This is a genomic window from Actinoplanes oryzae (assembly GCF_030757795.1).
GTDB lineage: Bacteria > Actinomycetota > Actinomycetes > Mycobacteriales > Micromonosporaceae > Actinoplanes.
On the sequence record NZ_JAUQWH010000132.1, the window covers coordinates 1 to 25,275 of the forward strand.

23 protein-coding genes and 1 pseudogene are annotated in these 25,275 nt (G+C 72.6%); 14 read left to right on the forward strand and 10 right to left on the reverse strand.

Translation table 11 applies throughout. The annotated features are described in order from the left end of the window. On the reverse strand, window positions 1-306 hold a 306-nt coding region (locus RBH18_RS32100), incomplete at its 3' end, for an RDD family protein (protein ID WP_306214221.1). 223 nt (window positions 307-529) lie between these two features. Between RBH18_RS32100 and glnA the strand changes: the two genes are divergently transcribed. Together glnA and RBH18_RS32110 are read left to right on the forward strand one after the other, a co-directional pair. Further along, window positions 530-1,954 carry a type I glutamate--ammonia ligase gene (glnA, locus tag RBH18_RS32105; protein ID WP_306214222.1) on the forward strand — a complete coding sequence of 475 codons (1,425 nt, stop codon included), beginning with the start codon at window positions 530-532 and terminating at the stop codon, window positions 1,952-1,954. A gap of 67 nt (window positions 1,955-2,021) precedes the next feature. Further along, window positions 2,022-2,690 (forward strand): Type 1 glutamine amidotransferase-like domain-containing protein, encoded by a 669-nt coding sequence (locus RBH18_RS32110; RefSeq protein WP_306214223.1) that lies wholly within the window; start codon window positions 2,022-2,024, stop codon window positions 2,688-2,690. A gap of 50 nt (window positions 2,691-2,740) precedes the next feature. Here RBH18_RS32110 and RBH18_RS32115 read toward each other — a convergent pair whose 3' ends face one another. After that, window positions 2,741-2,893, reverse strand: a complete 153-nt coding sequence (locus tag RBH18_RS32115) for a hypothetical protein (RefSeq protein ID WP_306214224.1) — start codon at window positions 2,891-2,893, stop codon at window positions 2,741-2,743. Between the two features lie 75 nt (window positions 2,894-2,968). Between RBH18_RS32115 and RBH18_RS32120 the strand changes: the two genes are divergently transcribed. The 7 genes from RBH18_RS32120 (at window position 2,969) to RBH18_RS32150 (ending at window position 11,634) form a co-directional block, all read left to right on the forward strand. Continuing rightward, a complete protein-coding gene (locus RBH18_RS32120; RefSeq protein WP_306214225.1) occupies window positions 2,969-4,534 on the forward strand; it encodes a hypothetical protein in 1,566 nt (521 codons plus the stop codon). Beyond that, window positions 4,531-5,925, forward strand: a complete 1,395-nt coding sequence (gene mptB / locus RBH18_RS32125) for a polyprenol phosphomannose-dependent alpha 1,6 mannosyltransferase MptB (protein ID WP_306214226.1) — start codon at window positions 4,531-4,533, stop codon at window positions 5,923-5,925. The genes RBH18_RS32120 and mptB (RBH18_RS32125) overlap by 4 nt, the downstream gene beginning before the upstream one ends. After that, window positions 5,922-7,259: a polyprenol phosphomannose-dependent alpha 1,6 mannosyltransferase MptB gene (gene mptB, locus RBH18_RS32130; protein ID WP_306214227.1), complete on the forward strand. Its 1,338-nt coding sequence runs from the start codon at window positions 5,922-5,924 to the stop codon at window positions 7,257-7,259. The genes mptB (RBH18_RS32125) and mptB (RBH18_RS32130) overlap by 4 nt, the downstream gene beginning before the upstream one ends. Beyond that, window positions 7,256-8,416, forward strand: coding sequence for a glycosyltransferase 87 family protein (locus RBH18_RS32135; RefSeq protein WP_306214228.1), 1,161 nt, complete (start codon window positions 7,256-7,258; stop codon window positions 8,414-8,416). Before mptB (RBH18_RS32130) ends, RBH18_RS32135 begins: the two co-directional genes overlap by 4 nt. A 29-nt stretch (window positions 8,417-8,445) precedes the next feature. Further along, complete coding sequence (locus tag RBH18_RS32140; protein ID WP_306214229.1) at window positions 8,446-10,530, forward strand: esterase-like activity of phytase family protein; 2,085 nt, start codon at window positions 8,446-8,448, stop codon at window positions 10,528-10,530. Window positions 10,531-10,593: 63 nt separating this feature from the next. Then, window positions 10,594-11,055, forward strand: coding sequence for an ASCH domain-containing protein (locus RBH18_RS32145; protein ID WP_306214230.1), 462 nt, complete (start codon window positions 10,594-10,596; stop codon window positions 11,053-11,055). Between the two features lie 180 nt (window positions 11,056-11,235). Then, a complete protein-coding gene (locus RBH18_RS32150) occupies window positions 11,236-11,634 on the forward strand; it encodes a VOC family protein (protein ID WP_306214231.1) in 399 nt (132 codons plus the stop codon). A 24-nt stretch (window positions 11,635-11,658) separates the two neighbouring features. Here RBH18_RS32150 and RBH18_RS44200 read toward each other — a convergent pair. The 5 genes and pseudogenes from RBH18_RS44200 to RBH18_RS32170 form a co-directional block, all read right to left on the reverse strand. Beyond that, window positions 11,659-11,862 (reverse strand): annotated as a pseudogene (locus RBH18_RS44200) (mycothiol transferase); the annotation flags it as partial. An 81-nt stretch (window positions 11,863-11,943) separates the two neighbouring features. Beyond that, window positions 11,944-14,955: a bifunctional [glutamine synthetase] adenylyltransferase/[glutamine synthetase]-adenylyl-L-tyrosine phosphorylase gene (locus RBH18_RS32155; RefSeq protein WP_306214232.1), complete on the reverse strand. Its 3,012-nt coding sequence runs from the start codon at window positions 14,953-14,955 to the stop codon at window positions 11,944-11,946. Between the two features lies 1 nt (window position 14,956). Next, window positions 14,957-15,742, reverse strand: coding sequence for a type 1 glutamine amidotransferase (locus RBH18_RS32160; RefSeq protein WP_306214233.1), 786 nt, complete (start codon window positions 15,740-15,742; stop codon window positions 14,957-14,959). Between the two features lie 9 nt (window positions 15,743-15,751). Next, on the reverse strand, window positions 15,752-16,195 hold the full coding sequence (locus RBH18_RS32165) for a GNAT family N-acetyltransferase (protein ID WP_372339023.1): 444 nt from the start codon (window positions 16,193-16,195) through the stop codon (window positions 15,752-15,754). Window positions 16,196-16,234: 39 nt separating this feature from the next. Further along, a complete protein-coding gene (locus RBH18_RS32170; RefSeq protein WP_306214235.1) occupies window positions 16,235-16,660 on the reverse strand; it encodes a DUF350 domain-containing protein in 426 nt (141 codons plus the stop codon). 126 nt (window positions 16,661-16,786) lie between these two features. Between RBH18_RS32170 and RBH18_RS32175 the strand changes: the two genes are divergently transcribed. Together RBH18_RS32175 and RBH18_RS32180 are read left to right on the forward strand one after the other, a co-directional pair. After that, on the forward strand, window positions 16,787-17,371 hold the full coding sequence (locus tag RBH18_RS32175) for a PadR family transcriptional regulator (protein WP_306214236.1): 585 nt from the start codon (window positions 16,787-16,789) through the stop codon (window positions 17,369-17,371). Between the two features lie 74 nt (window positions 17,372-17,445). Beyond that, on the forward strand, window positions 17,446-18,912 hold the full coding sequence (locus RBH18_RS32180) for a DHA2 family efflux MFS transporter permease subunit (RefSeq protein WP_306214237.1): 1,467 nt from the start codon (window positions 17,446-17,448) through the stop codon (window positions 18,910-18,912). Window positions 18,913-19,233: 321 nt separating this feature from the next. Here the strand turns inward: RBH18_RS32180 and RBH18_RS32185 are convergent, their stop codons facing one another. After that, entirely contained in the window at window positions 19,234-20,586 is a 1,353-nt protein-coding gene (locus RBH18_RS32185) for a glutamine synthetase family protein (protein ID WP_306214238.1), read from the reverse strand. A 252-nt stretch (window positions 20,587-20,838) separates the two neighbouring features. Here RBH18_RS32185 and panB point away from each other — a divergent pair, with 252 nt between their 5' ends. The 3 genes from panB to RBH18_RS32200 are packed head-to-tail and all read left to right on the forward strand — an operon-like array spanning window position 20,839 to window position 23,105. Further along, window positions 20,839-21,675, forward strand: a complete 837-nt coding sequence (panB, locus tag RBH18_RS32190; protein ID WP_306214239.1) for a 3-methyl-2-oxobutanoate hydroxymethyltransferase — start codon at window positions 20,839-20,841, stop codon at window positions 21,673-21,675. A 40-nt stretch (window positions 21,676-21,715) separates the two neighbouring features. Beyond that, window positions 21,716-22,114 carry a VOC family protein gene (locus RBH18_RS32195; protein ID WP_306214240.1) on the forward strand — a complete coding sequence of 133 codons (399 nt, stop codon included), beginning with the start codon at window positions 21,716-21,718 and terminating at the stop codon, window positions 22,112-22,114. A 10-nt stretch (window positions 22,115-22,124) separates the two neighbouring features. Continuing rightward, complete coding sequence (locus RBH18_RS32200) at window positions 22,125-23,105, forward strand: NADPH:quinone reductase (RefSeq protein WP_306214241.1); 981 nt, start codon at window positions 22,125-22,127, stop codon at window positions 23,103-23,105. On the opposite strand, the gene RBH18_RS32205 is transcribed toward RBH18_RS32200, so the two are convergent. Both RBH18_RS32205 and RBH18_RS32210 read right to left on the reverse strand, forming a co-directional pair. Further along, window positions 23,092-24,489, reverse strand: coding sequence for an RNB domain-containing ribonuclease (locus RBH18_RS32205; RefSeq protein ID WP_306214242.1), 1,398 nt, complete (start codon window positions 24,487-24,489; stop codon window positions 23,092-23,094). The genes RBH18_RS32200 and RBH18_RS32205 overlap by 14 nt on opposite strands. A gap of 267 nt (window positions 24,490-24,756) precedes the next feature. Beyond that, a partial coding sequence (locus RBH18_RS32210) for a hypothetical protein (protein ID WP_372339022.1) occupies window positions 24,757-25,275 on the reverse strand: 519 nt, incomplete at its 5' end.

The following is a 25,275-nucleotide window of genomic DNA, read 5'->3' on the forward strand; positions in this document are numbered from 1 at the left end:
GTCGCTGATGACGGCGGGGATGAAGAGGGCGAGGAGCAGCGCGCGCAGCAGCCCCCGGCCCAGGCCGATCGCGCCGCCGTCGGTGAACGAGACGCAGCGCAGCCGGGCCAGGTACATGCCCGGCGTCTGTCCGAAGAGGCCCAGGAAGAACGTGTTGACCAGCACGAGCAGCAGCACCGGCGGCCACGGCGTCTCCTGCGGGTTGGCGAAGAAGCTCGCGACCAGCATGCACAACGCCCAGTCGATGATCAGCGCCGCGAGGCGCCGGCCGAAGCCGCCCAGCTCTGTTTGCACGCCTGTCGCCACGCATCGAGCGTAGTCGCCGGCGCTTTGGGCGCATTCGGACCCCCACCGCGCGTGACCAGCGTTAGGGTTCGAGTGACGGCCGCCGTGTCAACGAGGTCCTTAACACGGCAGAAACAATAGAGACACGCCCGGGCAACCCCCGCCCCATAGCGTCGCGACCAGCCTAGCCACCGTGGCGGCTCACGCCGCTTCGCTGAACTGAATTTCTGTGCCAGGAGGACGTGTGTTCGCCAATCCCGAGGAACTCCTGCGATACCTCAAAGACGAGGGCGTCAAGTTCGTCGACGTACGGTTCTGTGACCTTCCCGGCGTGATGCAGCACTTCAACATGCCGGTGGAGTCGTTCGACGACAGCGTCATCACCGACGGCCTTGCCTTCGACGGGTCCTCGATCCGCGGGTTCCAGGCCATCCACGAGTCGGACATGCTCCTGCTCCCCGACGTGACCACCGCCTTCCTCGACCCGTTCCGGATCCAGAAGACGCTGGCGCTCAACTTCTTCATCCACGACCCGTTCACGCGCGAGGCGTACTCGCGTGACCCGCGCAACGTGGCGAAGAAGGCCGAGCAGTACCTCGCGTCCAGCGGCATCGCGGACACGGCGTACTTCGGCGCCGAGGCGGAGTTCTACATCTTCGACTCGATCCGCCACGAGACCTCCGCCAACCAGGCGTTCTACTACATCGACTCGGTCGAGGGCGCGTGGAACTCCGGCCGTGAGGAGGAGGGTGGCAACCGCGGCTACAAGACCGCGTACAAGGGTGGCTACTTCCCCGTCGCGCCGCTGGACCACTACTCCGACCTGCGCGACGCCATGGTGCGCCGGCTGATCGACGCCGGCTTCACTGTCGAGCGCTCGCACCACGAGGTCGGCACCGCGGGCCAGGGCGAGATCAACTACAAGTTCTCGACGCTGCTGCACGCCGGCGACCAGATGCAGATGTTCAAGTACATCATCAAGAACACCGCCTGGGAGCACGGCAAGACGGCGACCTTCATGCCGAAGCCGCTCTTCGGCGACAACGGCTCCGGCATGCACACCCACCAGAGCCTCTGGCTGGGCGGCGAGCCGCTGTTCTACGACGAGACCGGGTACGCCGGCCTCTCCGACACGGCCCGCTGGTACATCGGCGGCCTGCTGCACCACGCGCCGTCGCTGCTGGCGTTCACCAACCCGACCGTCAACTCCTACCGGCGCCTGGTGCCCGGCTACGAGGCCCCGGTCAACCTGGTCTACTCGCAGCGCAACCGCTCGGCCTGCACCCGCATCCCGGTGACGGGCAGCAACCCGAAGGCCAAGCGCGTCGAGTTCCGCGTGCCGGACCCGTCGTCGAACCCGTACCTGGCGTTCTCGGCCCAGATGATGGCGGGCCTCGACGGCATCAAGAACAAGATCGAGCCCCCGGCCCCGATCGACAAGGACCTCTACGACCTCCCGCCGGAGGAGTGGGGCAACGTCAAGCAGGTGCCGGGCTCGCTCGACGCCGTGCTCAACAGCCTCGAGGCCGACCACGAGTTCCTCACCGCCGGTGGCGTCTTCACCGACGACCTGATCAGCACGTGGATCGACTGGAAGCGCACCAACGAGATCGACCCGGTGCGCCTGCGCCCGACCCCGCACGAGTTCGAGATGTACTACAACGTCTGATCGGCGATCGACGCCGGAACGGCGGTCACGCTTCGTGCGTGGCCGCCGTTCTGCGTACGCTCGGCCGGTGGATCTTCTGCTGACATCGAGCGGCCTGCGCAACGACACCCTGCGCGACGCGCTGCGGGACATGGTGGGCAAGCCGTTCGGCCAGGCGACCGTCGCGTACGTGCCGACGGCGTCCGTCGCCGAGCCCGGCGACCACGGCTGGTTCGTCGCCGGGCTGACCCGGGTGCATGGGCTCGGGTGGCGCGAGTTCGACGTCGTGGAGCTGAACGGCCTGCCCCGGCGGATGGTGCTCGACCGGCTGCGCCACGCCGACGTCGTCTACGTCGAGGGCGGCAACCACTATCACCTCGCGCGCAGCATCACCGGCAACGGCCTGGCCGCCGAGTTCCTGGCGGCGCTGGAGAGCCGGGTCTACGTCGGGTCGAGCGCCGGGTCGATGATCGTCAGCCGGCATCTCACGGAGCATGCCGCCGAGGTCATCGGGGATGCCGCGGACCTGCACGTGCTCGGCGCGACGACCGTGCAGCCGCCCTTCGGCCTCTTCGACTGGTATCTGAAGCCGCACCTGGACTCGCCGGACTTCCCGGAGCGGGACGACGCCTGGGCCGACCGGATCGTCGAGCGGGCGGACTTCCCGATCTACTTCCTCGACGACCAGTCGGCCGTGCGAGTCCGCGGCGACGAGGTGGACGTCGTCTCGGAGGGCCGCTGGCGGTTCCACCCGTGACTCACCCCGGGCGCGCCTGGCGCGGCCGGCTGGGGGGCGGACGGCGATGGTTACCATGCGGGTATGCCCTGCCACGCCGACCGCGCCTGCGCCCCGCAGCGCCGGGCGGCGGCCGGTGAGTGCGCGGGCAGCCCGCAGATCGCGCGCATGAGGCGCGCCGCGTCCCGGGCGGCGGTCACCGCCGCCGTCCACCAGCTCGTCACGCCCCGATCGGAATACGCGGCTCTGTGAACGGACTTCTCTCCGGCCTCGCGCCGCGTCGATCGATCATGGCCGCGGTGGTTGTCGCGGTCCTGGTGCGGCTGCCGTTCGTGTTCACCGGGCTTTCGACCGACGAGGGCGGCTACGCGTACGTCGCCCGCCGCTGGGCGAGCGGCGAACGGCTCTACGACACCGTGTGGCTAGACCGGCCCCAAGGGCTGCTTCTCACGTACAGGCTGCTGCTCTCGATCGGTGGTGAGGGCTGGACGATCCGGGTCGGCATGGTGCTCGCGGGGGCCGTGCTCACCGTGGCCGTCGCGGCGATCGCCGGGCTGCTGGTGGGCCGGCGGGCGGCGATCGGGGCGGCGTGGATCTACGCGATCGCCGGGCTGGCGCCGCACCTGGAGGGCATGACGCTCAACGGCGAGCTGCTCGCCGGCGTGCCGTCGACAGTGTCGATCGCGCTGCTGGTCCTCTGGTGGCGCCGGGAGCGGTCACTGTGGTGGCTGGCCGGCGCCGGCCTGCTCGCCGGGGCGGCGCTGACGATGAAGCAGTCCGGCATCGACGGGATCGTCGTCGGCGCGGCGCTGCTGGTCGCCCTGCGCCGGTGTCGGCACCTCGCGCTCTTCGGGGCGGCCGCGGCGGTGCCCGTGGCCGCGTCGGCGCTGCACGGGCTGGTCACGGGCTGGGGTGCGTACTGGTCGGCGCTGGCGGGATACCAGTTCGCGGCGCTCGGGGGCGAGGGGTCGAACAGCTCGACCCGGCTGGCCGACCTCGGGCAGCACGCCGGCGACATCGCGCTCGACACCACGCTGATCCTGCTCGTATCGCTGCTCGGCTGGCGGTGGCTCGACCGGGGCGGACGCTGGGTGCTCGGCGCCTGGCTGTTCGCCGGGTTCGTGGGCATCAACCTCGGCGGGTCCTACTGGCCGCACTACTTCGTCCAGCCCTATCCCGCCCTCGTGGTGCTGGCGGCCGCGGCGGTCGCGGGCCTGTCCCGCATTCCGAAAACGAACGCCACCCCGAAAGCGGACGCCACCCCGCAAACAAGCGCCACCCCGAAAGCGGACGCCACCCCGAAAACAAGCGCCACCCTGAAAGCGGACAAAACCTGCGCGAACAAGGACGCAGACGGCGCGAACAAGGACGCAGACGGCGCGGAGGCGGGCGCGGGCGGGCCGGGGTGGATGCGGCGCCGCCTGGGCCCGGCGCTCGGGGTGATTCTCGTGCTGCCCACGCTGGTCTGGCTGGTCGCGCTGGTGCCCATGTCCGCGCAGCGACGAGCCGACACCATCCCGTACGACGCCCTCGCCCGCCGCGACGACAGGATCGCCGAGGTCATCGAGGCGAGCACGGCGCCGGACGATCGGATCTACGTGCTCGAGTCCGAGGCGTACCTGTACTTCGCGGCCGACCGGGTGTCGCCGTACCCGTACCTGTGGGGGAAACCGATCGACAAGATCCCGTCGGCGCTGCCGGAGCTGCGGGCGATGCTGGCGTCGCCGGCGCGCCCGAAGCTCGTGGTGCTGGACACGCCGCCGGCCGCCGTGGATCCGAGCGGCGGCATCGCGGCCGACCTCGCGGCCTACTACGAGCCGTTCACGACGGTCGAGGGCGTGCCGATCCTGCGGGCGGCGCCGTGACCGATTTCCTCAGGAGCCCGGCCGGCGTACGGTGGCTGGGCTTTGCCGGGGCGGTGTGCTGCGCGGCCGACGCGGTGCTGTTCGGCGCGCCCACGTGGATCCGCCGGGGCGTGTCGGTCGTGAGCATCCTGCGCGGGCCTCATGGCGTACTCATCATGGCGTTGTGGATCCTCGGGCTCGCCGCCCTGTGCACCGCGTGGTGGCTGGGGCGCCGGCTCGACGTGTCGCGCGGATGGATCCTGGTCACGGCCGCGCTGTGGGTGCTGCCGCTGCTGTTCGTGCCGCCGCTGGCCAGCCGGGACATGTACGCGTACGCCTGCCAGGGCGCCCTCGTCGACGCCGGCTTCAATCCGTCGGTCGACCCGATCGCGGCGCAGCCGTGCCCGTGGATCGAGTCGGTGTCCGTGGTGTGGCGCACGACTCCCACCCCGTACGGTCCGCTGTGGATCCTGTTGTCGGGGCTGGCGGCCTCGTTCGGGTCGCAGGCGGTGGCGCTGGGGATCTTCCGGGCGTACGAGGTGGTGGCGCTGATCGCGCTTGCCCTGGCCCTGCCCCCGCTGGCCCGGCGGGTGGGCGTGGACGAGCGGCGGGCGCTGTGGCTCGTGCTGTGCTGCCCGCTGGTCATGGTCCACTTCATCGGCGGCGGGCACAACGACACGCTCGCGATGGCGCTGCTCGTGGCGGGTCTCGCCCTGATCGCGGGGCGGCGCCCGGCGGGCCTGCTGATCGCCGGCGGTGCCCTGCTCGGCGCCGCGATCCTGGTCAAGTCGACGATCGGCGTGGTGCTGCCGTTCGCCGCGCTGCTGGCGTCGGGCGGCTTGCGGGACTTCGCCGCGTTCGTCCGGCGGGGCGGCGCGGTCGTCCTCGGCGCGGTGCTGCTCATCGGCGCGCTGTCGCTGGGCTCCGGACTGGGCTTCGGCTGGGCCACGTCGCTGTCCGGGGCGGGCGAGTCCCGCAGCTGGACCTCGCCCCCGACGGCCGTCGGTATCGCCGTCAACGCCGCCGGCAAGCTCGTCGGGGCGGACATCGACGTCGTCCCGGCGGCCCGGGCGGTCGCCCTCGTGCTCCTGCTCGTCGCGCTCGTCGTGATCTGGTGGCGCCACCGCGACGCCGACCCGCTCGGCGGCGCCGGGCTGGCCCTGCTGGCCGTGATCTTCCTCGCCCCGATCACCCAGCCCTGGTACCTCTACTGGCCACTGGTCCTGTGGGCGGTCGCCGCCGCGGGCACCCGATGGCTGGCTGCCGCCGTCATCGTGGTGATGTTCCTCATCCTGCCCAACGGCGACGGCGCGTGGAAGCCGCTGCAGGTGCCGCTGGCGTTCGCCGTCACGGGCCTGGTGGTGTGGGTCGCGTGGCGGTCGGTGCGGTGGCTGCGGGTGCCGGTCACGTGAGCCCGCGGCTGATCCGGTGGGGCGGCTTCCTGGGCAGCTGCGCCACGGCTGGCACGGCGGTGCTGGGCGGTGCCGGATACGAACGGCTGCCCAGCGTCAACCCCGGCACCCTGCTCAGCGGTCAGCGTGGCGTGCTCCTGCCGATCCTGTGGGTCACCGGGATCACGGTGCTGATCCTGGCCTGGTGGTACGGCCGCCACGCCGTGCCCTCGATCCGCTGGGCCCTGCTCACGGCGGCACTGTGGTACCTGCCCCTGCTCCCGGTGCTGCCGCTGGGCAGTGCGGACGTCTACTCGTACGCGTGCCAGGGCTGGGTCCAGCACGTGGGCGGCGACCCGTACGCGGGCGGTGTGGGCGGCTCGGGCTGCCCCTGGCTCACCTCGGTCGACCCGACGTGGGCCGCGTCGCCCGCCCCGTACGGACCGCTGTTCCTGCTGCTGGCGGGTCTCGCCGCGGCAGCGGGCTCGCTGGCCGGGGTGATCGCGGGCCTCCGGCTGATCGCGCTGCTCGGCCTGGCACTGCTGGCCGTGGGCGTGCCGGTGCTGGCCCGGCGCCTCGGCATCGACCCCGCCCGGGCGCTGTGGATCGTCCTCGCCTGCCCGCTCGTCCTGATCCACCTGGTGTCCGGCGCGCACAACGACGCCCTGATGGCAGGCCTGATCGTATGCGGTCTCGCCCTGGCCGCCGCCCGCCCCGACCCCCGCGGGCTCGTCCTGGCCGGCGCCGTCCTGGGCCTGGCCGCCGGGGTGAAGGCGACCGCCATCGTGGTACTCCCCTTCGCCGTGATCCTCGCCACCCGCCCCCTGTGGCGATCGATCGTGTCCGTCGCCGCCGGCACCCTCCTCGCCACAGCAGCCTTGACCCTCCTCTCCCACCGCGGTACCGGGTGGGTAGGGGGCCTCCTCCACAGCGGTGACACCGTCGCCTGGACCTCCCCCTCCACCGCCGTCGGCATCATTTTGTCCCCATTTTTCGGCGCAAAAGCCATCGAAGCGACCCGCCTCATCGGGGTCCTCGCCCTCGTGGTGATTCTCGTCGCCCTCTGGTTCCACGCCCTCCGCCACGGCGACCCGATCCGCCACGCCGGCCTTGCCCTCGCGGCCACCGTCCTCTGCGCCCCGGTCTTCCACCCCTGGTACGCCGTCTGGCCCCTCGCCGTCCTCCTCCGCGGCCGCCTCCTCCTCGCCCTGTGCGCCCTCGCCGCGACCCTCACCACCCCTGCCGGCTACAACTGGGCGCTCTACACCCGCGTGCCCGGTGCGATCGTCGTCACCGCCGCCCTGCTGGTGGTGGCGGCGATCGGCGTGCGTCGTGCTCGTAGGGTGGCTGCGTGACCCGCCGCCTCCTGCTTCTCGTCGTCCTGGGTGCCGGGGCCGCCGCCCTCCTGGCCTGGTCGGCTTCCTTTCACTCCTACTTCGACTCCGGCGTGTACGCGGGCGCGGTCCGCTACTGGTTCCGCGACGGCGGCCTGATCTACGACTACCTGAGGCCCGGCACCCCGTACGGCTTCACCTATCCGCCCTTCGCCGCCCTGGTCATGTCGCCGATGGCCGGGCTGCCGCTGGGTGCCGTGGAGGCGCTGGCCTCGATCGCCACGGTCGTCGTGACCGGCGTGGTCATGTGGTGGCTCATCGCGCCCTGGGTCGAGCAGCGCGGCTGGCGTCCCTGGTACGCCCTCGCGGTCGTGTCCTGCCTGGCGCTGATCTTCGAGCCGGTCCGCGAGACGTTCGGCTTCGGTCAGGTCAACATGCTGCTGCTGGCCCTGGTCGCGGGCGACATGCTGCTCGGCCTGGCCCGGGGGCGGCGCTGGGCGGGCGTGGGCATCGGCCTGGCCACGGCGATCAAGCTGACCCCGGGCGTCTTCATCCTCTATCTGTTGGTGACGCGGCAGTGGCGGGCCCTCGGCGTGGCGATCGGCACCGCCGCGGGCACGACCCTGGTGACCGCGGCCCTCTGGCCGGACGCCTCGCGCGAGTTCTGGACGGCCGCGCTCTGGGACACCAACCGGGTCGGCAACCTCGAGTACGTGTCCAACCAGTCGCTGCGCGGCATGCTCGCCCGCTTCCCGATCGACGCCGTGGAGTCCAAGGTGTGGATCGTGTGCGTGCTGGCCACGCTCGCGGTGTGGGTCTGGCGGGTGCGGCGCGCGGATCTGCTGGGCGGGCTGGCGCTGACCGGCATCCTCGGGCTGCTGCTGAGCCCGGTGACGTGGGTGCACCACTCGGTGTGGCTGCTGCCGGCGCTGGTCCGGTGCGCCATGTCCGCCCCGCGCTGGCGATGGGCGGGGGCCGTCATCTTCGTCGTGCTGAGCGCGCGCACGGTGTGGCTGTGGGACGGCGGGAACAGGCCGCCGCTCTACGCCGTGGGCAGCAATCTGTACGTACTGGCGGGGCTCTTCCTGCTCGTCGCGTTGCCGCTTCGGGTGCCCTCGCCCCAAGATCGGTCAGTCGGCACCGTGGCGACACCGGCCGTTTCCCCGGCAGCCATCTGAGGGTCCGCCGGCTGCCGTAGGCAGTCGGCATGGCCTTCCTTCCCTATCTCGCGGCGGTCGCCGTCGGTCTCTCGGCCGCGCATCCGCCGGCCGTTCCGCACGAGGGTCAGTTCCGGCGGCTCGCGACCGTGCCCGCCTATCTGAACTCCAGCGTCGACGACGAGGCCGCCGCGGAGATCTCGACCGTGACCGATGACGGCCGGACGGTCGTCTACACCGACAGCCCCGGCAAGCGGCTCGGCTTCCTGGACATCTCCGACGCCGCGCGGCCCGAGCCGTCCGGGACGCTGGCGATAGGCGGCGAGCCGACGTCGGTCGCGCACCTCGGCCACCTGCTGCTGGCGGCGGTGAACACCAGCGCCGGCTTCACGGATCCGTCCGGCAAGCTGGTGGTGATCGACGACCGGACCCGCAAGGTCGTGCGCAGCCTCGATCTCGGCGGGCAGCCCGACTCGGTCGCCGTCGCGCCGAGCGGCCGCTACCTCGCCGTCGCGATCGAGAACGAGCGGGACGAGGACGTGTTCCCCCTCGCGCCGGCCGGGTGGCTGTCCGTGGTCGACACGCGTACGTGGGCGGTGTCACGCGTCGCGCTGACCGGCCTCGCCTCGGTCGTCCCCGAGGACCCCGAGCCCGAGTACGTGAGCATCAACGCGCGCGACGAGGCCGTCGTCACGCTCCAGGAGAACAACCACATTGCGGTCGTGAACCTCGCCGCCAAGAAGGTCGTGTCGCACTTCAGCGCCGGCACGGTCACCGTCGACGGCGTCGACACCCTCGACGACGACAAGATCGAGCTCACCGGTTCGATCACCGCCAGGCGCGAGCCCGACGGGGTCACCTGGATCTCCGACGAGCTGTTCGCCACCGCGAACGAGGGCGACTACGAGGGTGGCTCGCGCGGCTGGACCGTCTTCGACCGCCGCGGCCGGGTCGTGTGGGACGCGGGCAACTCGCTGGAGCGCATCGCCGTGCAGCACGGGCTCTACCCGGACAAGCGCTCCGACGCCAAGGGGATCGAGCCGGAGAACGTGGCGTTCGGCAGGTTCGGCGGGGTGCCGTACGTCTTCGTGAACTCCGAGCGCGGCAACTTCACCGCCGTCTACGACGTGTCCCGCCCGTCCTCGCCGAAGTTCAGGCAGCTGCTGCCGACGACGAACGGCCCGGAGGGTGTCGTCGCCGTCCCCTCCCGCAACCTCGTCGTGGTGTCCAGCGAGGAGGAGATCCCGGACGCGAACATCCGCGGATCGGTGCAGCTCTTCGGCTTCGGTCCGGCGGCCGGCGCGTTCCCGTCGGTGGTGTCTCCCAGGACCATTCCCTTCGGCACGCTGTCGGGCCTCTCCGCGGTGCCGGGGACACGCTCGGCGCTCGTCTCCGTGACCGACAGCGCGTACACCCCGACCCGCATCCTCGGTGTCTCCGTCGCGGGATCGCCGGCCACGATCACCAGTGAGCTGACGGTCACCAAGAACGGCGAGCCCATCGGGTACGACGCCGAGGGCATCGCCGCCGTCCGGGGCGGCTATTGGCTCGCCGTCGAGGGCTCGGCCACCACGCCGAATATGCTCGTGCGGCTCAACACCCGCGGCGAGGTGCAGCAGGAGATCCCGCTGCCCGCCGACGTGGCCGCCGCGATCACGACCAACGGCCTCGAAGGCATCTCGGTGACCGGCAAGGACGTGTGGGTCGCCGTCCAGCGCCCGCTGAAGGGCGAGACGTTCGCCCGCATCGGCAAATACTCCGGGGGTACGTGGTCGTGGCTGGCGTACCCGCTGGACACCGCCGCCGTGGGCTGGACCGGCCTGTCGGAGCTGGTGGCCGTACCCTCCGGGGGGTTTGCCGTCATCGAGCGTGACAACCAGCGGGGGCCGGCGGCCGCGATCAAGAAGGTCTACCGCTTCGACGTGCCCGCGTCGTGGACCGGCGTCCCGACGGTCCGCAAGCGGCTGGTCAAGGACCTGCTCCCGGCGCTGCGGGCGGACCACGGCTGGGTGCAGGACAAGGTCGAGGGCCTGGCGATCGCGGGCAACGGCCAGGCGTACGCGGTGACCGACAACGACGCCATCGACGACGCGACCGGCGAGACGGTGTTCCTCCGCCTCGGCCGGCTCTTCTGAGTCTTTTCCCTGGTGGGTGGGCCGGTGCCGATGCGGCGCCGGCCCACTTTTTAAGATCGTCACATGCCTCTCGCACCCCTCGACACGGAGGCCGCGGCCGCCTTCTGGGCCGCCTGGACCACCGAGCCGCCCACGTACACGGTCGAACGCTTCGGCGACTCGCCCCGCCTCGCCGACGAACTCCTCGACCTCGTCCAGTCGGGAGTGAAGCGGGCGACCGCCACACTGGCCGCCGGCCTGGCCGAGCTCCCGCGCATCGGCACGTACTGGATCGTCTGCGACAGCGCCGGCGCACCGCGCGTGATCCTGCGCACGATGGAGCTGCGCCTGGTGCCCTTCCGCGAGGTGGACGCCGGCTTCGCGTACGACGAGGGCGAGGACGACCGCACCCTGGCCAGCTGGCAGGCCGAGCACCGCCGCTACTTCGAACGCCGCAGCTCGGCCCTCGGCATCCCCTTCACCGACGACGCCCTCGTCCTCCTCGAACGCTTCCGCGTCGTCCACCCGCCCCACCTCGCCGACTGACCACGTCCTCGCTGCGGTCGTCGACCGGCAAGGGATCATGCGGCGCGCACACACGATCGCGTCAGCCGTCCGCGCTCGGAGTGCCGCCGGGCTGGAACCGCGTGTGTGGAACTTTCGCCGGCATGACTCTGCACCCATACCGGGCGGATGCTGACCGGTATTGCTTCTAGCGTCATGGTCATGAACTTCGCTTCCGTACGCATCATCACCGCCGACGTAGAGCGGCTGGCCGGCTTCTACGAGCAGGTCACGGGCGTGGCCGCGCAGCGGTTCACGCCGGACTTCGCGCAGCTCGCGCTGCCCGGGGCCACGCTGGCGATCGGCAGCGCCGCCACGGTCAAGCTCTTCGGGGAGGGGTCGGCCGAGCCGGCCGCCAACCGCTCGGCCATCGTCGAGTTCCGGGTGGCGGACGTCGACGCCGAGTACGCCCGCCTGCGCGCGACCCTCACCGACGTCGTCCAGGAGCCGACGACCATGCCGTGGGGCAACCGGTCCCTGCTCTTCCGCGACCCCGACGGTGCCCTCGTCAACCTCTTCACCCCGGTCACCGCCGACGCGGCCGCCCGCCTGCGGGGCTGAGCGCCTCGACCGCGCGAGCCGGCGTCAGCGTCCGGTGGCGCCGTCGATCTGTTCGCGCAGGATGTCGGCATGCCGGCCGAGCTCCTCGATCATGTGCACGAGCGTCGGCGGCAGGGCGTCCCGGCCCGGTGGCCGGGGCGCCGGCCGGCTCAGGTCCGTCCAGCCCTCGATGACCTGGTTCGCCTGCGCGATGGTGGCGCGGTAGCCGTCGAGCAGCCCGTCGACCGTCTCCGCGCGGCTCTTCGAGGACGGCGAACCGCCCGACGGCGGCGCTCAGCCACCAGAAATCTTGCGAGAACGGCAAGGTGCTCAGGATTCGAGGACCCTTTCCATGGCGGCGCGCGAGCGGCGGGTCAGCCTCAGGTAGCGGTCGACGAACTCGCCCGGGTCGCCGCCGCCGAGCAGTTGCACGACGCCGGCCAGCTCGAGGCCGTGCCGCGGCAACTGGTCGGTCGGGCGGCCCCGGACCAGGGTCAGCGCGTTGCGCACCTGCGCGGCCAAGGTCCAGCCGGCCTCCATGGCGGCGGCGTCGACCTTGCCGACGAGGCCGGCTTCGACCTCGGCGCGGAGGGCGGCGAGGGTGCGGGTGCGGCGCAGCTCCGGCAGGTCGTACGCGTGGCGCAGTTGCAGCAGCTGCACCGCCCACTCGACGTCGGCGAGCCCGCCGCGGCCGAGTTTGGTGTGGGTGTTCGGGTCGGCGCCGCGGGGCAGGCGCTCGGTCTCGACGCGGGCCTTGATGCGGCGGATCTCGACGACCTGCTCGCGGGTGAGGCCGCCGTCCGGGAAGCGCACCCCGTCGGCGAGCCGCTCGAAGTCGCGGCCCAGCTCCTCGTCGCCGCACACGAACCGGGCGCGGAGCAGGGCCTGCGCCTCCCAGACCCGGGACCAGCGGGCGTAGTACTGGGCGTACGCGTTGAGGCTGCGCACCAGCGGACCCTGCCGGCCCTCGGGGCGCAGGTCGGCGTCGATGCCGAGCGCCGGGTCCGGGGCCGGCGCCCCGAGCGTGCGGCGCATCTCCTCGGCGATGGCGTGCGCGGCCGCGGCGGCGCCCTCCTGGTCCGAGCCGTAGACGAACAGCACGTCCGCGTCCGACGGGTAGCTCATCTCGTAGCCGCCCAGCCGGCCCATCCCGATGACGGCGAACCGCAACCCGTCGGGTCCCGGATGCACGTGCCGGGCCACGTGCAACGTCGCCGCGAGCGTCGCGTCGGTCACGTCGGACAGGGCGATCCCGATCGCGTGGACGTCCAGCGGCCGGGCCGGGGACAGCTCGCCGGCCTGGCTGAGGATGTCGGCGCACGCCAGCCGGAACAGCTCCCGCCGGCGCATCGCGCGCACCGCCGCGACGGCCGGCGCGGGATCCGTGGTGCCCGGGCGCAGGTGGCGGGCGGCCGCGGCGATGAAGCCCTCGCGCAGCGCGTCGCGGTCGCGGGGCAGCAGCTCGGCGTCATCGGCGAGCAGGCGCAGGGCTTCCGGGTCGCGGGTGAGCAGGTCCGTCGCGTACCGGGAGAGGGAGAGCACCCGGGCCAGCCGGCGCGCGACCGGGCCGCCGTCGCGCAGCAGCCGCAGGTACCAGGGGGTGCTGCCGAGCTTGTCGGAGACGTGCCGGTAGTTGAGCAGGCCGCGGTCCGGCTCGGGGGCGTCCGCGAACTCCTGCAGCAGCATCGGCAGCAGCGTGCGCTGGATGGCGGCCGTCCTGCTCACCCCGCCGGTGAGCGCCTGGAGGTGGCGCAGCGCCCCGGCCGGGTCGGCGAAGCCGAGGATCTCGAAGCGCCGGCCCGCCGACTCCGGGGTCATGCGCAGGGCCTCGGCGGGGACTCGGGCGACGGCTTCGAGCAGGGGCTGGTAGAGGAGCTTGACGTGCAGGCGGCGTACGTGGGCGGCGTGGCCGACCCAGTCGGAGCGGAACTGCTGCACGGCGTCGCGGCCGGCGCCGGCGCGGTAGCCCAGGGCGGCGGCGAGCCAGCGCAGGGCCGCGGGATCGTCCGGCACGGTGTGCGTACGCCGGAGATTCTGCAGTTGCAGCCGGTGCTCGACGTCGCGCAGGAACCGGTAGCCGCGCAGCAGCGTCTCGCCGTCCTCGCGGCCCACGTAGCCGCCGGCGACCAGCGCTCGCAGCGCCGGCAGCGTGCCGGGCAGCCGGAGCGACTCGTCGACGCGGCCGTGCACGAGCTGCAGCAGCTGCACCGCGAACTCGATGTCGCGCAGGCCGCCGGGGCCGCGCTTGATCTCGCGGTCCACCTCCTTGGCCGGCACGTTCTCGATGATCTTGCGGCGCATGTCGCGCACGTCGGCGACGGCCTCGGGGCGCTCGGCGGCGTGCCACACCAGCGGCGCGAGATCGTCGAGCCACTCCTGCGCGAGGCGCAGGTCGCCCGCCGCCGGCCGGGCCTTGAGCAGGGCCTGGAATTCCCAGGTACGCGCCCAGCGCCGGTAGTACGCCTGATGGCTCGCCAGCGTCCGGACCAGCGGGCCCCGGTTGCCCTCGGGCCGCAGCGCCGCGTCCACGGGCCAGGCGACCTGCCCGCAGATCTCGATCAGCCGGGCGGCGACCGTGGTGCCCGCGGTCAGGTCCTCGTCCCCGGCGGCGACGAAGATCACGTCCACGTCGGACACGTAGTTGAGCTCGTTGCCGCCGCACTTGCCCATGGCCACCACGGCGAGGCGCGTCTCGGGCTGGTCGGCGGCTGCCATGGCGTACGCGGCGGCCAGGGTCTCGTCCGCGAGCCGCGACAGGGCCTCCATGGTGGCCTCGAGCGAGCGGCCCCCGGTCAGGTCCGCCGCGGCGATCCGCAAGAGCGCTATCCGGTACGCCGTCCGCAGCGCCGGCACCGTCGGCGGGTTGTCGCCCATCGAGTCCTGGAACTCCAGGTGACCCTCCGCCGGGGGCGCCGTGCCCGTCTTGCTGGTCGCCAGCACCCGCCACTGCTCGTGGTTGGCGACGAGGTGGTCGCCGAGCGCGCTGGACGCCCCGAGCACGGCGACCAGGCGGCGGCGCAGGCCCGTGTCCGAGCACATGGCGTCGAGCAGCTCGGTGACGCCGGGGCTGTCCGTGAGCGGCTCGCCCGTGCCGGTCACCGATCCGCCCGTGCTGCGCCGGTGCGCGCGGGCCGCCGTCTCCGCCATGCGGTGCAGCTGGCGCAGGGCGAGGTTCGGGTCGGCGGCGCGCGACAGCGCGTGGAGAAGATCGCCGGCGCCGGTGCCCGTGGGGCTCTGCGCCTCGGCGTCCCACAGCCCCAGGCCGTCCGGGCCGAGCAGGTCGGCGGCGCGGGATCCGTTGTCGGCGAAGCCGTACCGGGCGAGCCGGCTCGGTCGGGTCACCTCACTCGCCCAGCAGCGGCAGCGTGCGGCCGGTGCCCTGGACCGGGATGTCGGCGTCCGGCAGCTGCCCCAGCGCCAGCGCGGCGAACCGGGCCGCGAAGGGCTGCCAGGCCTCCTCGACGTCGGCGAGCACCCCCTCGACGGCGGCGACCACGGTTGGCGGGTCGTAGCCCAGCTCGTCGAGGCTGGACCGGTCGGCGCCGGCCCACGCCTCGATCATCGCGGCGTCGCACTCGAGGTGGAACTGCACGCCCCAGGCCCGGTCGCCGAGCCGGAACGCCTGATGCGGATAGCGCGTCGAGGCGGCCAGCAGCACCGCCCCGGCCGGGAGCTCGGTGATCTCGTCGCTGTGCCACTGCACCACGTCGGGCAGCAGCGGCACCCACTTGAACAGCGGGTCGGTGTCGGCCGCGTCGCGCCGCCCCACCAGGGCCGGCCCGATCTCCGGGCCGGACGGGCTGCGTTCGACCAGGCCACCGTGCGCCTGCGCGAGCAGCTGCGCTCCCAGGCACACCCCCAGCGTCGGTACGTGATGCCGGACCGCCTTGCGCAGCAGCCCCTCCAGCGCCGGGAACCACGGGGCGCCCGGCTGCCCCTGCGCGTCCGGATAGGCCCGCTGATCACCGCCGAGCACCACGAGCGCGGCGAACCCGTCGAGCGTCTCGGGAAGCGGCTCCCCGGCGTGCGGCCGGACCACGGTCAGCGGCAGCCCCGCTTCGGTGAACCACTCCCCCAGCCGGCGGAGATCGTCGGACGGATCATTCTCGACCACCAGTGCTGTGCCCACCCGTCGAGGCTAACCGGCGGGCGGCGTCCAGCGCGCGATGACCTCGTCGTCCTCTTTCTCGCCCGTCTCCACGAACCCGAGCGACAGGTAGAGCGCGCGGGCGGCGGTGTTCTCCGGGACGTAGCTGAGCGCCACGTTCGGCGTGCCGGGCTCGGCGATCAGCCGGTCGCGCATCGCCTTGATCATCGCCCGGCCGATGCCCCGGCCCTGCCGGTCGGCGTCCACCATGACGCCGCCGATCCACCGGCTCCCGTCGTCGTCACGCGCCCACAGGCAGAAGCCGGCCACCTGCCCCTCCACCGTGACGGCGAGCGGGTGCCACGTGTCGCCGTAGTGGCACATCAGCAGGTTGTACGCCGGCTCGTTGACGAACTCGCGCTGCTCCGGCCGCACCTTCAGCTTGACGACGGCCCGCCAGTTGTCCTTGGTGACGGGCTCCAGATCGATGTGAATGAGCTTGCCTCCGTCGAGTTCGGGTGGCGGTCGGACGGGTCAGGCGATGCAGGCGCAGACGATGAGGGCGGCCCCGAAGTGGCTCGCCGCGCTGACGATCGCGCCCGGGTGCCGCTCCTCGGAGCAGATGACCTCGCCCAGCTTGCCCGGCGTCATCCAGTCGAGCACCAGGAACGCCAGCCCCATCACCGCGATGCCGAGCAGCCCGAAGAGCGCGGTCGACGCCAGCCCCTCGGCGAAGTTCTCGTAGCTGGTGAAGACGGCGGTGAACACGATGCCGGCGATGCCGAGCTGGTTGGCCGCGAGCAGCAGGGCCGCGTTACGGTTCTTGTCGACCCAGATCAGATCGCGCAGCTTGCCCGGGGTCAGCAGGTCCACCAGCACGAAGCCGACAGCCATCAGGCCGATCCCCAGCGCACCGAACACAATGCTGCGCCCGGCACCCTCGAGCAGATTCTCCAGCACGGTTTCCCCCTCGTCACGGCGTTTCCGCAGGCACCGTACCGAACGGACGCTCGCCCGTGATCCACCGCCCGGCCGAAAGCCCCCGGGAATCCGCCTCCGGGACCGCCGCGTGCGACGATGCGCGGCATGAGCGTTGATCCGACCCGGCTGCTGGTCCTGGGCGCGACTCGGCAGGAGCAGCCGGCGACGGGCTATGCCATCATGCGCGAGCTGACCGGCTGGGGAGTGCAGGACTGGGCGAGCGTCAACCCCGGTTCCATCTACGGCGCCCTGCGCACGCTGGTCAAGGACGGGCTGGTCGTCGAGGGTGCCGAGCCCGGCCCCCGGCGCGGCCGGGCCCACAAGGACAGCGTGAAGTTCCGGCTCACCGAGGAGGGCGAGGCGGCGTTCACCGGACTGCTCCGCAGCGCGCTGTGGGAGGTCGATCCCTACCGGACGGCACCGTTCATGGCGGGTCTGTGCTTCCTGGTCGCCCTGACCCGGGACGAGGTCACGGCGGCCGTCGAGGAGCGCAGCGCCCGGCTGGAGAGCCAGCTGCGCCAGTTCGAGTTCGACGCGAAGCAGACCCTCGAGAGCACGACCAAGCCACCGCACTCCGTCGAGTTCGTCAAGCTGGCCGCCGCTCGCCTGCAGGGCGAGCTCACCTTCACGCTCGCGCTGCTGGAGCGCGTACGGGCCGGTGACTTCCGGTTCGCCGGCGAGCCGGAGTGACCGCGCTCACGCACCCTTGACGCGTTTTATTCAAGGGCGAATATTCATCGGTGAACAACCCGAGAGGTGCACCGATGACGACTCCTGCCCCCATCAGCTCGAACCATCCCCGCGCGTGGCTGATCCTCGCGCTCATCCTCTGTGCCGAGATCATGGATCTGCTCGACGGCACCATCGTCAATGTGGCGGCGCCGAGCATCGCCCGCGATCTCGGCTCCGGCAGCACGGCGGTCCAGTGGATGACGGGCGGCTACTCGCTGACCTTCGCCGTCTTCCTGATCGCCGGGGCCCGGCTGGGCGACCGCTACGGCCGCCGCACCCTGTTCCTCGCCGGCGCCTGGGGCTTCGTGGCATGCTCGGCCCTCTGCGCGGCGGCCCCGGACACGGCGACGCTCATCACCGGGCGGCTGCTCCAAGGAGTTGCCGCCGCCCTGCTGATCCCCCAGGGGCTCAGCCTGCTGCTCGCCGTGTTCGCCCCGGCCGACCAGGGGAAGGCGTTCGCGATCTTCGGCCCGGCGGTCGGACTCGCCGCCGTCGCGGGACCCGTGCTCGGCGGGGTCCTCGTGGACGCCGACCTGTTCGGCGCCGGCTGGCGGCTCGTCTTCCTGATCAACCTGCCGATCGGCATCCTCGCTGCGCTCGGCGCCGGCCGCCTGTTCCCGCAGTCACGCCTTGCCTCGGCGCCCCGGCTGGACGTCTTCGGCATCCTGCTGGCCGGCGTCGCGGTCGCGCTCGTCACCTATCCGCTCGTCCAGGGCCGGGAGGCGGGCTGGCCGGCGTGGAGCTTCGTCATGATCGCGGGCGGCCTGGCCACGCTCGGGGTGCTCGTGCCGTGGACGCGCGGGCGGCTCGGCCGGCACCGGGATCCGCTGATCCAGCTGTCCGTCTTCCGCCACCGCGGCTTCGCGGGCGGGGTGCTGCTCACGCTCGTCTTCTTCGGCGGCACGTTCGGCGTGGGGCTCGCGCTCACGCTGTTCCTGCAGCTGGGGCTCGGCTACTCCGCGATCCATGCCGGGCTGACCGCCCTGCCGTACGCGCTCGGCTCGTCCGTCGGCGCGCTCGCCGGTGGCGCCGCGCTCGTGCCCCGGCTCGGCCGCGGCACCCTGCAGCTCGGCAATGCCCTGCAGGCCGTGGGTCTCGTGCTGAGCCTCGTGGTGCTGTCCCGGGCCGGTACGCACGTCACCACCTGGGAACTCGCCGGGCCGCTGCTGGTGTGGGGCCTCGGCATGGGGCTCGTGATCGCGCCGCTGTTCGACTTCGCGCTCGCCGGGCTCGACGCGGACGAGGCCGGCTCCGGGTCGGGCCTCCTGAACGCGCTGCAGCAGCTGGGCACGGCTGTCGGCGTCGCCGCCCTGGGCACCGTGTTCTTCGCGACTGTCGACGGCCGTCCCGGGCAGGCCGGCTATGTGACCGGTCTCGAACGCTGCCTGCAGGCCGGCCTGGGCATCTCCGTGCTGGTGGGCCTGCTGACCTTCCTGCTGCCCCGCCACGCCCGCGACACCCCGGACCCCGAAAACACGCCGGCACCAACGCTGACATGATCAGCCACCCCGAAACCCCGCCGCGCGCCGACGTGATCAACTGCCCCGGAACCAGGCCGGCGCTGACGTGTCCGGCTGCCCCGGAACCACGCCGGCGGTGATGTGATCGGTTGCCCTCGGATCGAGGCCGGTGCTGCCACGGGGCGGCTCCGACGGGGTTGATCTTCGAGGTCTTGGATCACGCACGTGGCCCGGTGGGGCTCCGCGCTCTGGACGCGTCAGCGGCCAGCGGAGCCCCTCCGGGCACCTCGGCGTGAGCAGCGGTCTGTACCCACCACCCCGCTACGACATGAATCTCTTGATCTTGATTTTGACCTTGATCTAGAGCGTCCCGAGATACCGCTCCCGCTCGAACGGCGTCACCTCGCGGCGATACTGCTCCCACTCCTGGCGCTTGTTGCGCAGGAAGAAGTCGAACACGTGCTCGCCGAGCACCTCGGGGATCAGCTCCGACTTCGCCATCACGTCGATGGCCTCCGACAGGTTCTCCGGGAGGGCGTCGTAGCCGGCGGCCTTGCGCTCCTGCGGCGAGAGCGACCAGACGTCGTCCTCGGCGCCCGGGGGCAGCTCGTAGCCCTCCTCGATGCCCTTGAGGCCGGCGCCGAGCATGACGGCGAAGGCCAGGTACGGGTTGGCGGCCGAGTCGATCGAGCGGACCTCGACGCGGGCGGAGCCGGGCTTGCCGAAGGCGGGGACGCGGACCAGGGCGGAGCGGTTGAGGGCGCCCCAGCTGACGAAGGCCGGCGACTCGGTGATGCGGTCGGGCAGCTGCAGCGGGAAGAGGCGCTTGTAGCTGTTGACCCACTGGTTGGTGATCGCCGTGTACTCGCGGGCGTGGACCAGGAGGCCGGCGATGAAGGCGCGGGCCGTCTTGGAGAGCTTGAGCGGGTCCTCGCCGTCGTGGAAGGCGTTGCGCTCGCCCTCGAACAGCGACACGTGGGTGTGCATGCCGCTGCCGGGCTGGTCGGTGAACGGCTTGGGCATGAACGTGGCGCGCACGCCCTGCGACAGCGCCACCTCCTTGACCACGTGCCGGAAGGTCATGATGTTGTCGGCGGTGGTCAGCGCGTCGGCGTAGCGCAGGTCGATCTCCTGCTGGCCGGGGGCGACCTCGTGGTGGCTGAACTCGACCGAGATGCCGATCCGCTCCAGCGCGAGCACGGCCTGGCGCCGGAAGTCGCGCGCCACCGAGTGCGTGGTGTGGTCGAAGTAGCCGCCCGCGTCCACCGGGACCGGGACCGAGCCGTCGAGCGGGCCGTCCTGGAGCAGGAAGAACTCGATCTCCGGGTGGGTGTAGAAGGTGAAGCCCTTCTCGGCGGCCTTGGCCAGCATGCGGCGCAGCACGTGGCGCGGGTCGGCCCAGGCGGGGCTGCCGTCGGGCAGCAGGATGTCGCAGAACATCCGGGCGCTCTCGCCGCTGTCGCCGCCCTCGAAGGGGAACACCTGGAACGTCGTCGGGTCGGGCATGGCGACCATGTCCGACTCGGAGACCCGGGCGAAGCCCTCGATGGCCGAGCCGTCGATGCCGATGCCGTCCTCGAAGGCGGACTCCAGCTCGGCGGGCGCGACCGACACGCTCTTCAGGGTGCCCAGCACGTCCGTGAACCAGAGGCGGACAAAACGGATGTCGCGCTCTTCCAAGGTACGGAGCACGAACTCCTGCTGTCGGTCCACGTCAACCCCTCTGTTGCCCGGCGGTCAGTCTCCCCCGGTCCCGTTACGCCGAGATTACGCTGCCCACGGCCGTCCGGCGCGTCCCGGGTAAGGGCCGATGTCGATCTCAGACAGTACGGTAAGCGTTCCTGTCGTGCGGCGAAGAATAAGTGACCGTTTCCACTACTCCCTGACGGGGGCACCGGGGCGGGTGCCAGGCTGGAGGGCAGACCCGGGGACCGCGCACCGCGGCCTCGAGGGAAGGAGACTGCCATGTCTGAGTCAGAGGTGACCGCCCTCTACGGCGGACCGCCCACGCGCCGGGTCCGCACGCGTGACCTGATCGCCGCCAAGGAGCGCGGCGAGCGGTGGGCGATGCTGACGTCGTACGACCAGTACACCGCCGCGCTGTTCGACGCGAACGGCATCCCGGCGCTGCTCGTCGGCGACTCCGCGGCGAACAACGTCTTCGGGCACGAGACGACCCTGCCCATCACGGTCGACGAGCTGCTGCCGCTGGTCCGCGCGGTGGTGCGCGCCACCTCGACGACGCTGGTGGTGGCGGACATGCCCTTCGGCTCGTACGAGGAGGGGCCCGCGCAGGCGCTCCGCACGGCCGTCCGCTTCATGAAGGAGGGCGGCGCGCACGCGGTCAAGCTGGAGGGCGGCCGGCGAGTCGCGCCGCAGATCGAGGCCATCACCGGCGCCGGCATCCCGGTCATGGCGCACATCGGGTTCACGCCGCAGCGCGAGCACGCCATCGGGGGCTACCGGGTGCAGGGGCGCGGCGACGCGGCGGCCGAGGTCGTCGACGACGCGCGGGCCGTGACGGAGGCGGGCGCCTTCGCGGTGGTGCTGGAGATGGTCATGGGCGACGTCGCCGCCCAGATCACCAAGGAGCTGCCGATCCCGACGGTCGGCATCGGCGCGGGCCCCGACACGGACGCGCAGGTGCTGGTCTGGCAGGACATGGCGGGATTGCGTACGGGCAAGGCGCCCCGCTTCGTGAAGCGCTACGCCGACCTCAACGGGGTGCTCGGGGCGGCCGTCCGGCAGTACGCGGACGAGGTGCGCACGGGCGAGTTCCCGGCGGCCGAGCACACGTTCTAGATCAACTACTGTGGCACCTCCGTCCCCCCGGAGGTGCCCCATGTCCGTTCCCGCCCGTCTCGGCGTCGCCACCCTCGGCGTGGCCGACGTCGCGCGCGCGAGCGAGTTCTACTCGTCGCTCGGCTGGCGGCTCTCGCCCGCCTCGGTGCCCGGCGTCGTGAGCTGGTTCCACACCACGGGCGGCGTGCTCGCGCTGGTGCCCGCCGCCGACCTGCCCGAGGGCACGCCGGGCCGCCCGGGCGCCGCCGTGCTCACCATCCCGGTCGCCGGCCCGGCCGAGGTCGACGAGGCCCTGCGGGCGGCCGTGCAGGCGGGCGCCTCCCTGGTGCGGGCCGGCGGCCACCGGGGCTGCTTCGCCGACCCGGACGGGCACCTGTGGGAGATCACCTACTATCCGGAGTGGCCGCTCGACGGGTCAGGCGTGCCCCGGCTCCCGTAGGGTTCGGCCCATGAAGGCCATCGTTCTCAGCGATTCCGGACTGCGCCTCGAGGAGCGTCCGGTGCCCGAGCCCGGGCCGGGGCAGCTCCGGGTCCGCGTCGAGCGCTCCGGCGTCAACCCGACCGACTGGAAGCGGATCACCACCGGCCAGACCGCCGCCACGCCGAACATGGACGGTGCCGGCATCGTCGACGCCGTCGGACCGGGCGTGCTGTCGCATCGCACCGGCGACCGGGTGTGGGTGATGCTGGCGGCGCACGGCAGCCCGCACGGCACCGCCGCCGAGTTCACGGTCGTGCCCGCCGAGCACGCGTTCCCGCTGCCGGAGGGGGTGTCGTCCGACGCGGGTGCCGCGCTGGGCGTCCCCGCGGTCACCGCGCACCGGGCCCTCACCGTCGCCGAGGCCGGGCCCGCCCGGCTCTCCCCCGGCGCCCTCGACGGCCGCACCGTGCTGGTCGCGGGGGGCGCGGGCGCGGTCGGGCATGCCGCCATCCAGCTCGCCCGCTGGGCCGGCGCCACGGTCCACACCACGGTCAGCTCCGCCGGGAAGGCCGCGCTCGCCACCGCCGCCGGCGCGCATCACGTGCACAACTATCGCGACGGAGATCCGGCCAAGGAGATCCGCGCGGTGTCGCCCGGCGGCGTCGACATCATCGTCGAGCTCGCCCCCGGCCAGAACGCGGCGCTGAACCAGGCCGTGGCCGCCAACCACGCGTCGATCGCGATCTACGCCGGCGACACGGCGACCTTCGAGGTCCGCCCGCACATGCTGCTCAACACGCGCATGCAGTTCCTCATCCTCTACACGCTCGGCGAGGAGCTGCTGCAGGCCGCGGCCGAGGACGTCGGCGCGGCCCTGCGCGACGGCGCCCTGCCGGTCGGCTCCGAGGCGGGCCTGCCGCTGCACTACTTCCCGCTGGCGGAGACGGCGGCGGCGCACGACGCGGTCCAGCAGGGCGCGGTCGGCAAGGTGCTGGTCACTCTTCCCTGACGAACTTCACCGTACGGGTCCGGGGCTCGGCTTCCACCAGGCGTACGCGCACCCGCTCGCCCAGCGGCAACGTCCCCGAGCACCGGGCCACCACGGCCGGGTCGTCGATCGCCACGGTCCCGCCCGGCCGCTTGTCGTCCACGTCGAGCACCGCCGCGTCGAAGGTCTCGCCCACCCGGTCCGCGAGCAGCACCGCCTCGGCCAGCGCCACCGCGCCCCGGGCCGCGGCGCCGGCGACCTTGTCCGTGGCCGCCATCGCCGCGGGCAGCTTCGGCAGGGCTGCCCGGGCCCAGTCCGGCACCGGCCGACCCTCGTGCAGGGCGAGGCAGACCTCGGTCGCGTAGCGGTCGGCGAGGCGGCGCAGGGGCGCGGTCACGTGCGCGTACGGGGCGCCGACGCCGCCGTGGCCGGTCAGCTCGGGCGGCGTACCGTCGAAGGCCGTGTAAGCCGCGCCCCGCAACATCTCCGCGGCCTGGTCGAGGAACGCGGCCCCGCGCGGATCGGCCGGGTCCACCGGCGGCAGGGGCGCCCCGGCCGGCCAGTCGAGGCCGAGGGCCCGGGCCGTGCTGTGCAAGGCCTCCACCGTCTCGGCGCGCGGCGGCGGCATCGTCCGCAGCAACCCGATCCCGCCGTCCAGCATGATCCGCGCCGCCGCCCGCCCGGTCAGCAGCGAGATCTGCGCGTTGTGCTCCTCCACGGCCAGCGGCGCCCGCAGCACGAGCCGCCAGCCGTTCCCCTCCCGCTCGACCTCCTGCTCCGGCAATCGCAGATCCACGGCACCCCGCTCGGCGGCCCGCGCGGCCAGCAACGCCCCGATCTCCGGCAACAGGGTCACGGCCTCCGGCGCCGACCCCTCGTCGAGGGCCCGCTGGAGGCCCGCGTAATCCAGCTTGGCCCGGCTGCGTACGGTCGCGCGCTCCAGCCCCACGGACGTGGTCTCCCCGCGCGCGTCCAGCTCGATCGTCCACAGCACCGCGGCGCGGTCGCCGTCCGGCAGCAGGCTCGCCGCGCCCTCGCTGAGCACCGGCGGATGCAACGGCACCCGCCCGTCCGGCAGATAGACCGTCTGCCCCCGCCGCCAGGTCTCCGCCTCGAGCGCACCGCCCGGCCGCACATAGCTCGCCACGTCCGCGATGGCGTACCGCACGACATACCCGGACCCCCGCCGCGCGAGATGCAGCGCCTGATCCAGATCCCGCGACGTCGGCGGATCCACCGTGACCAGCGGGATGCCGGTGCGATCGACGGGCGGCAGCGCCACGGCGGCCGCCGCCTCGGCCTCGCGTCTCGCGGGCTCGGGATACTCGTCGCCGCCGGGCAGCGAGAGCTCCTTGCGAAGAACGGAAAAATCGATCTGCGGGGCCAGCACGCGAGCAATGGGCACGCTCATTCCTAACCCGTCCGCCCGGAAAATGCTCGCCGCCGCGCTCCCCATTGCCCTGAACCGCACCAGCTCAGCGTCCGCAGCCTGCTCCGACGACGCGGGCGTGCACGCTGCTCCAGGACCGCCGCGTCGCTCCGGCCGCATCTCCGCTTCGGTGCGGCGGGCCCGCACACAGTCAGGGGCGGCGCCTCGGCTTCGGTGCGGCGGGCCCGCACACAGTCAGGGGCCGCGCCTTGTCCGGCGCGGCCCCTGCAGGCAGTCGTGCGATCAGCGCTTGGCGGTCGCCTTGCGCGCGGCGGTCTTCCCCACCGATCCCGTACGCCCGTTCGCGGCAGCAGTCGCCTTCCGAGCCGCCCCCGCGTCGGCGGGCCGAGCCACCCGATTGGCGTTCGTGGCCGAACTCTTGGTCATCCCGGCCGGCTTGGCGTTGGCAGCCTTCGTGGCCCGGCTGGCTCCCGCCGCCCGCGCCGCACCGGCAGCAGTATTCCCGGCCGCCCCCTTGCCGGCGCTCTTCTTCGCCGCCGTCGCCTTGGACGCCGTCGCCTTGGACGCCGTGGCCTTCGCCGCCGTGCTCTTGGCAGCCGTGGCCTTGGACGCCGTCGCCTTGGACGCCGTGCTCTTGACAGCCGTGGCCTTCGCCGCGGTTGCCTTGGACGCCGTCGCCTTCGCCGCCGTGCTCTTGGCCGCGGTGGACTTCGCCGCCGTCGCCTTGGTCGCCGTGCTCTTGGCGGGCATCGCCTTGGTGGCCGCACCCTTGGCAGGCATGGCCTTGGTGGCCGCACCCTT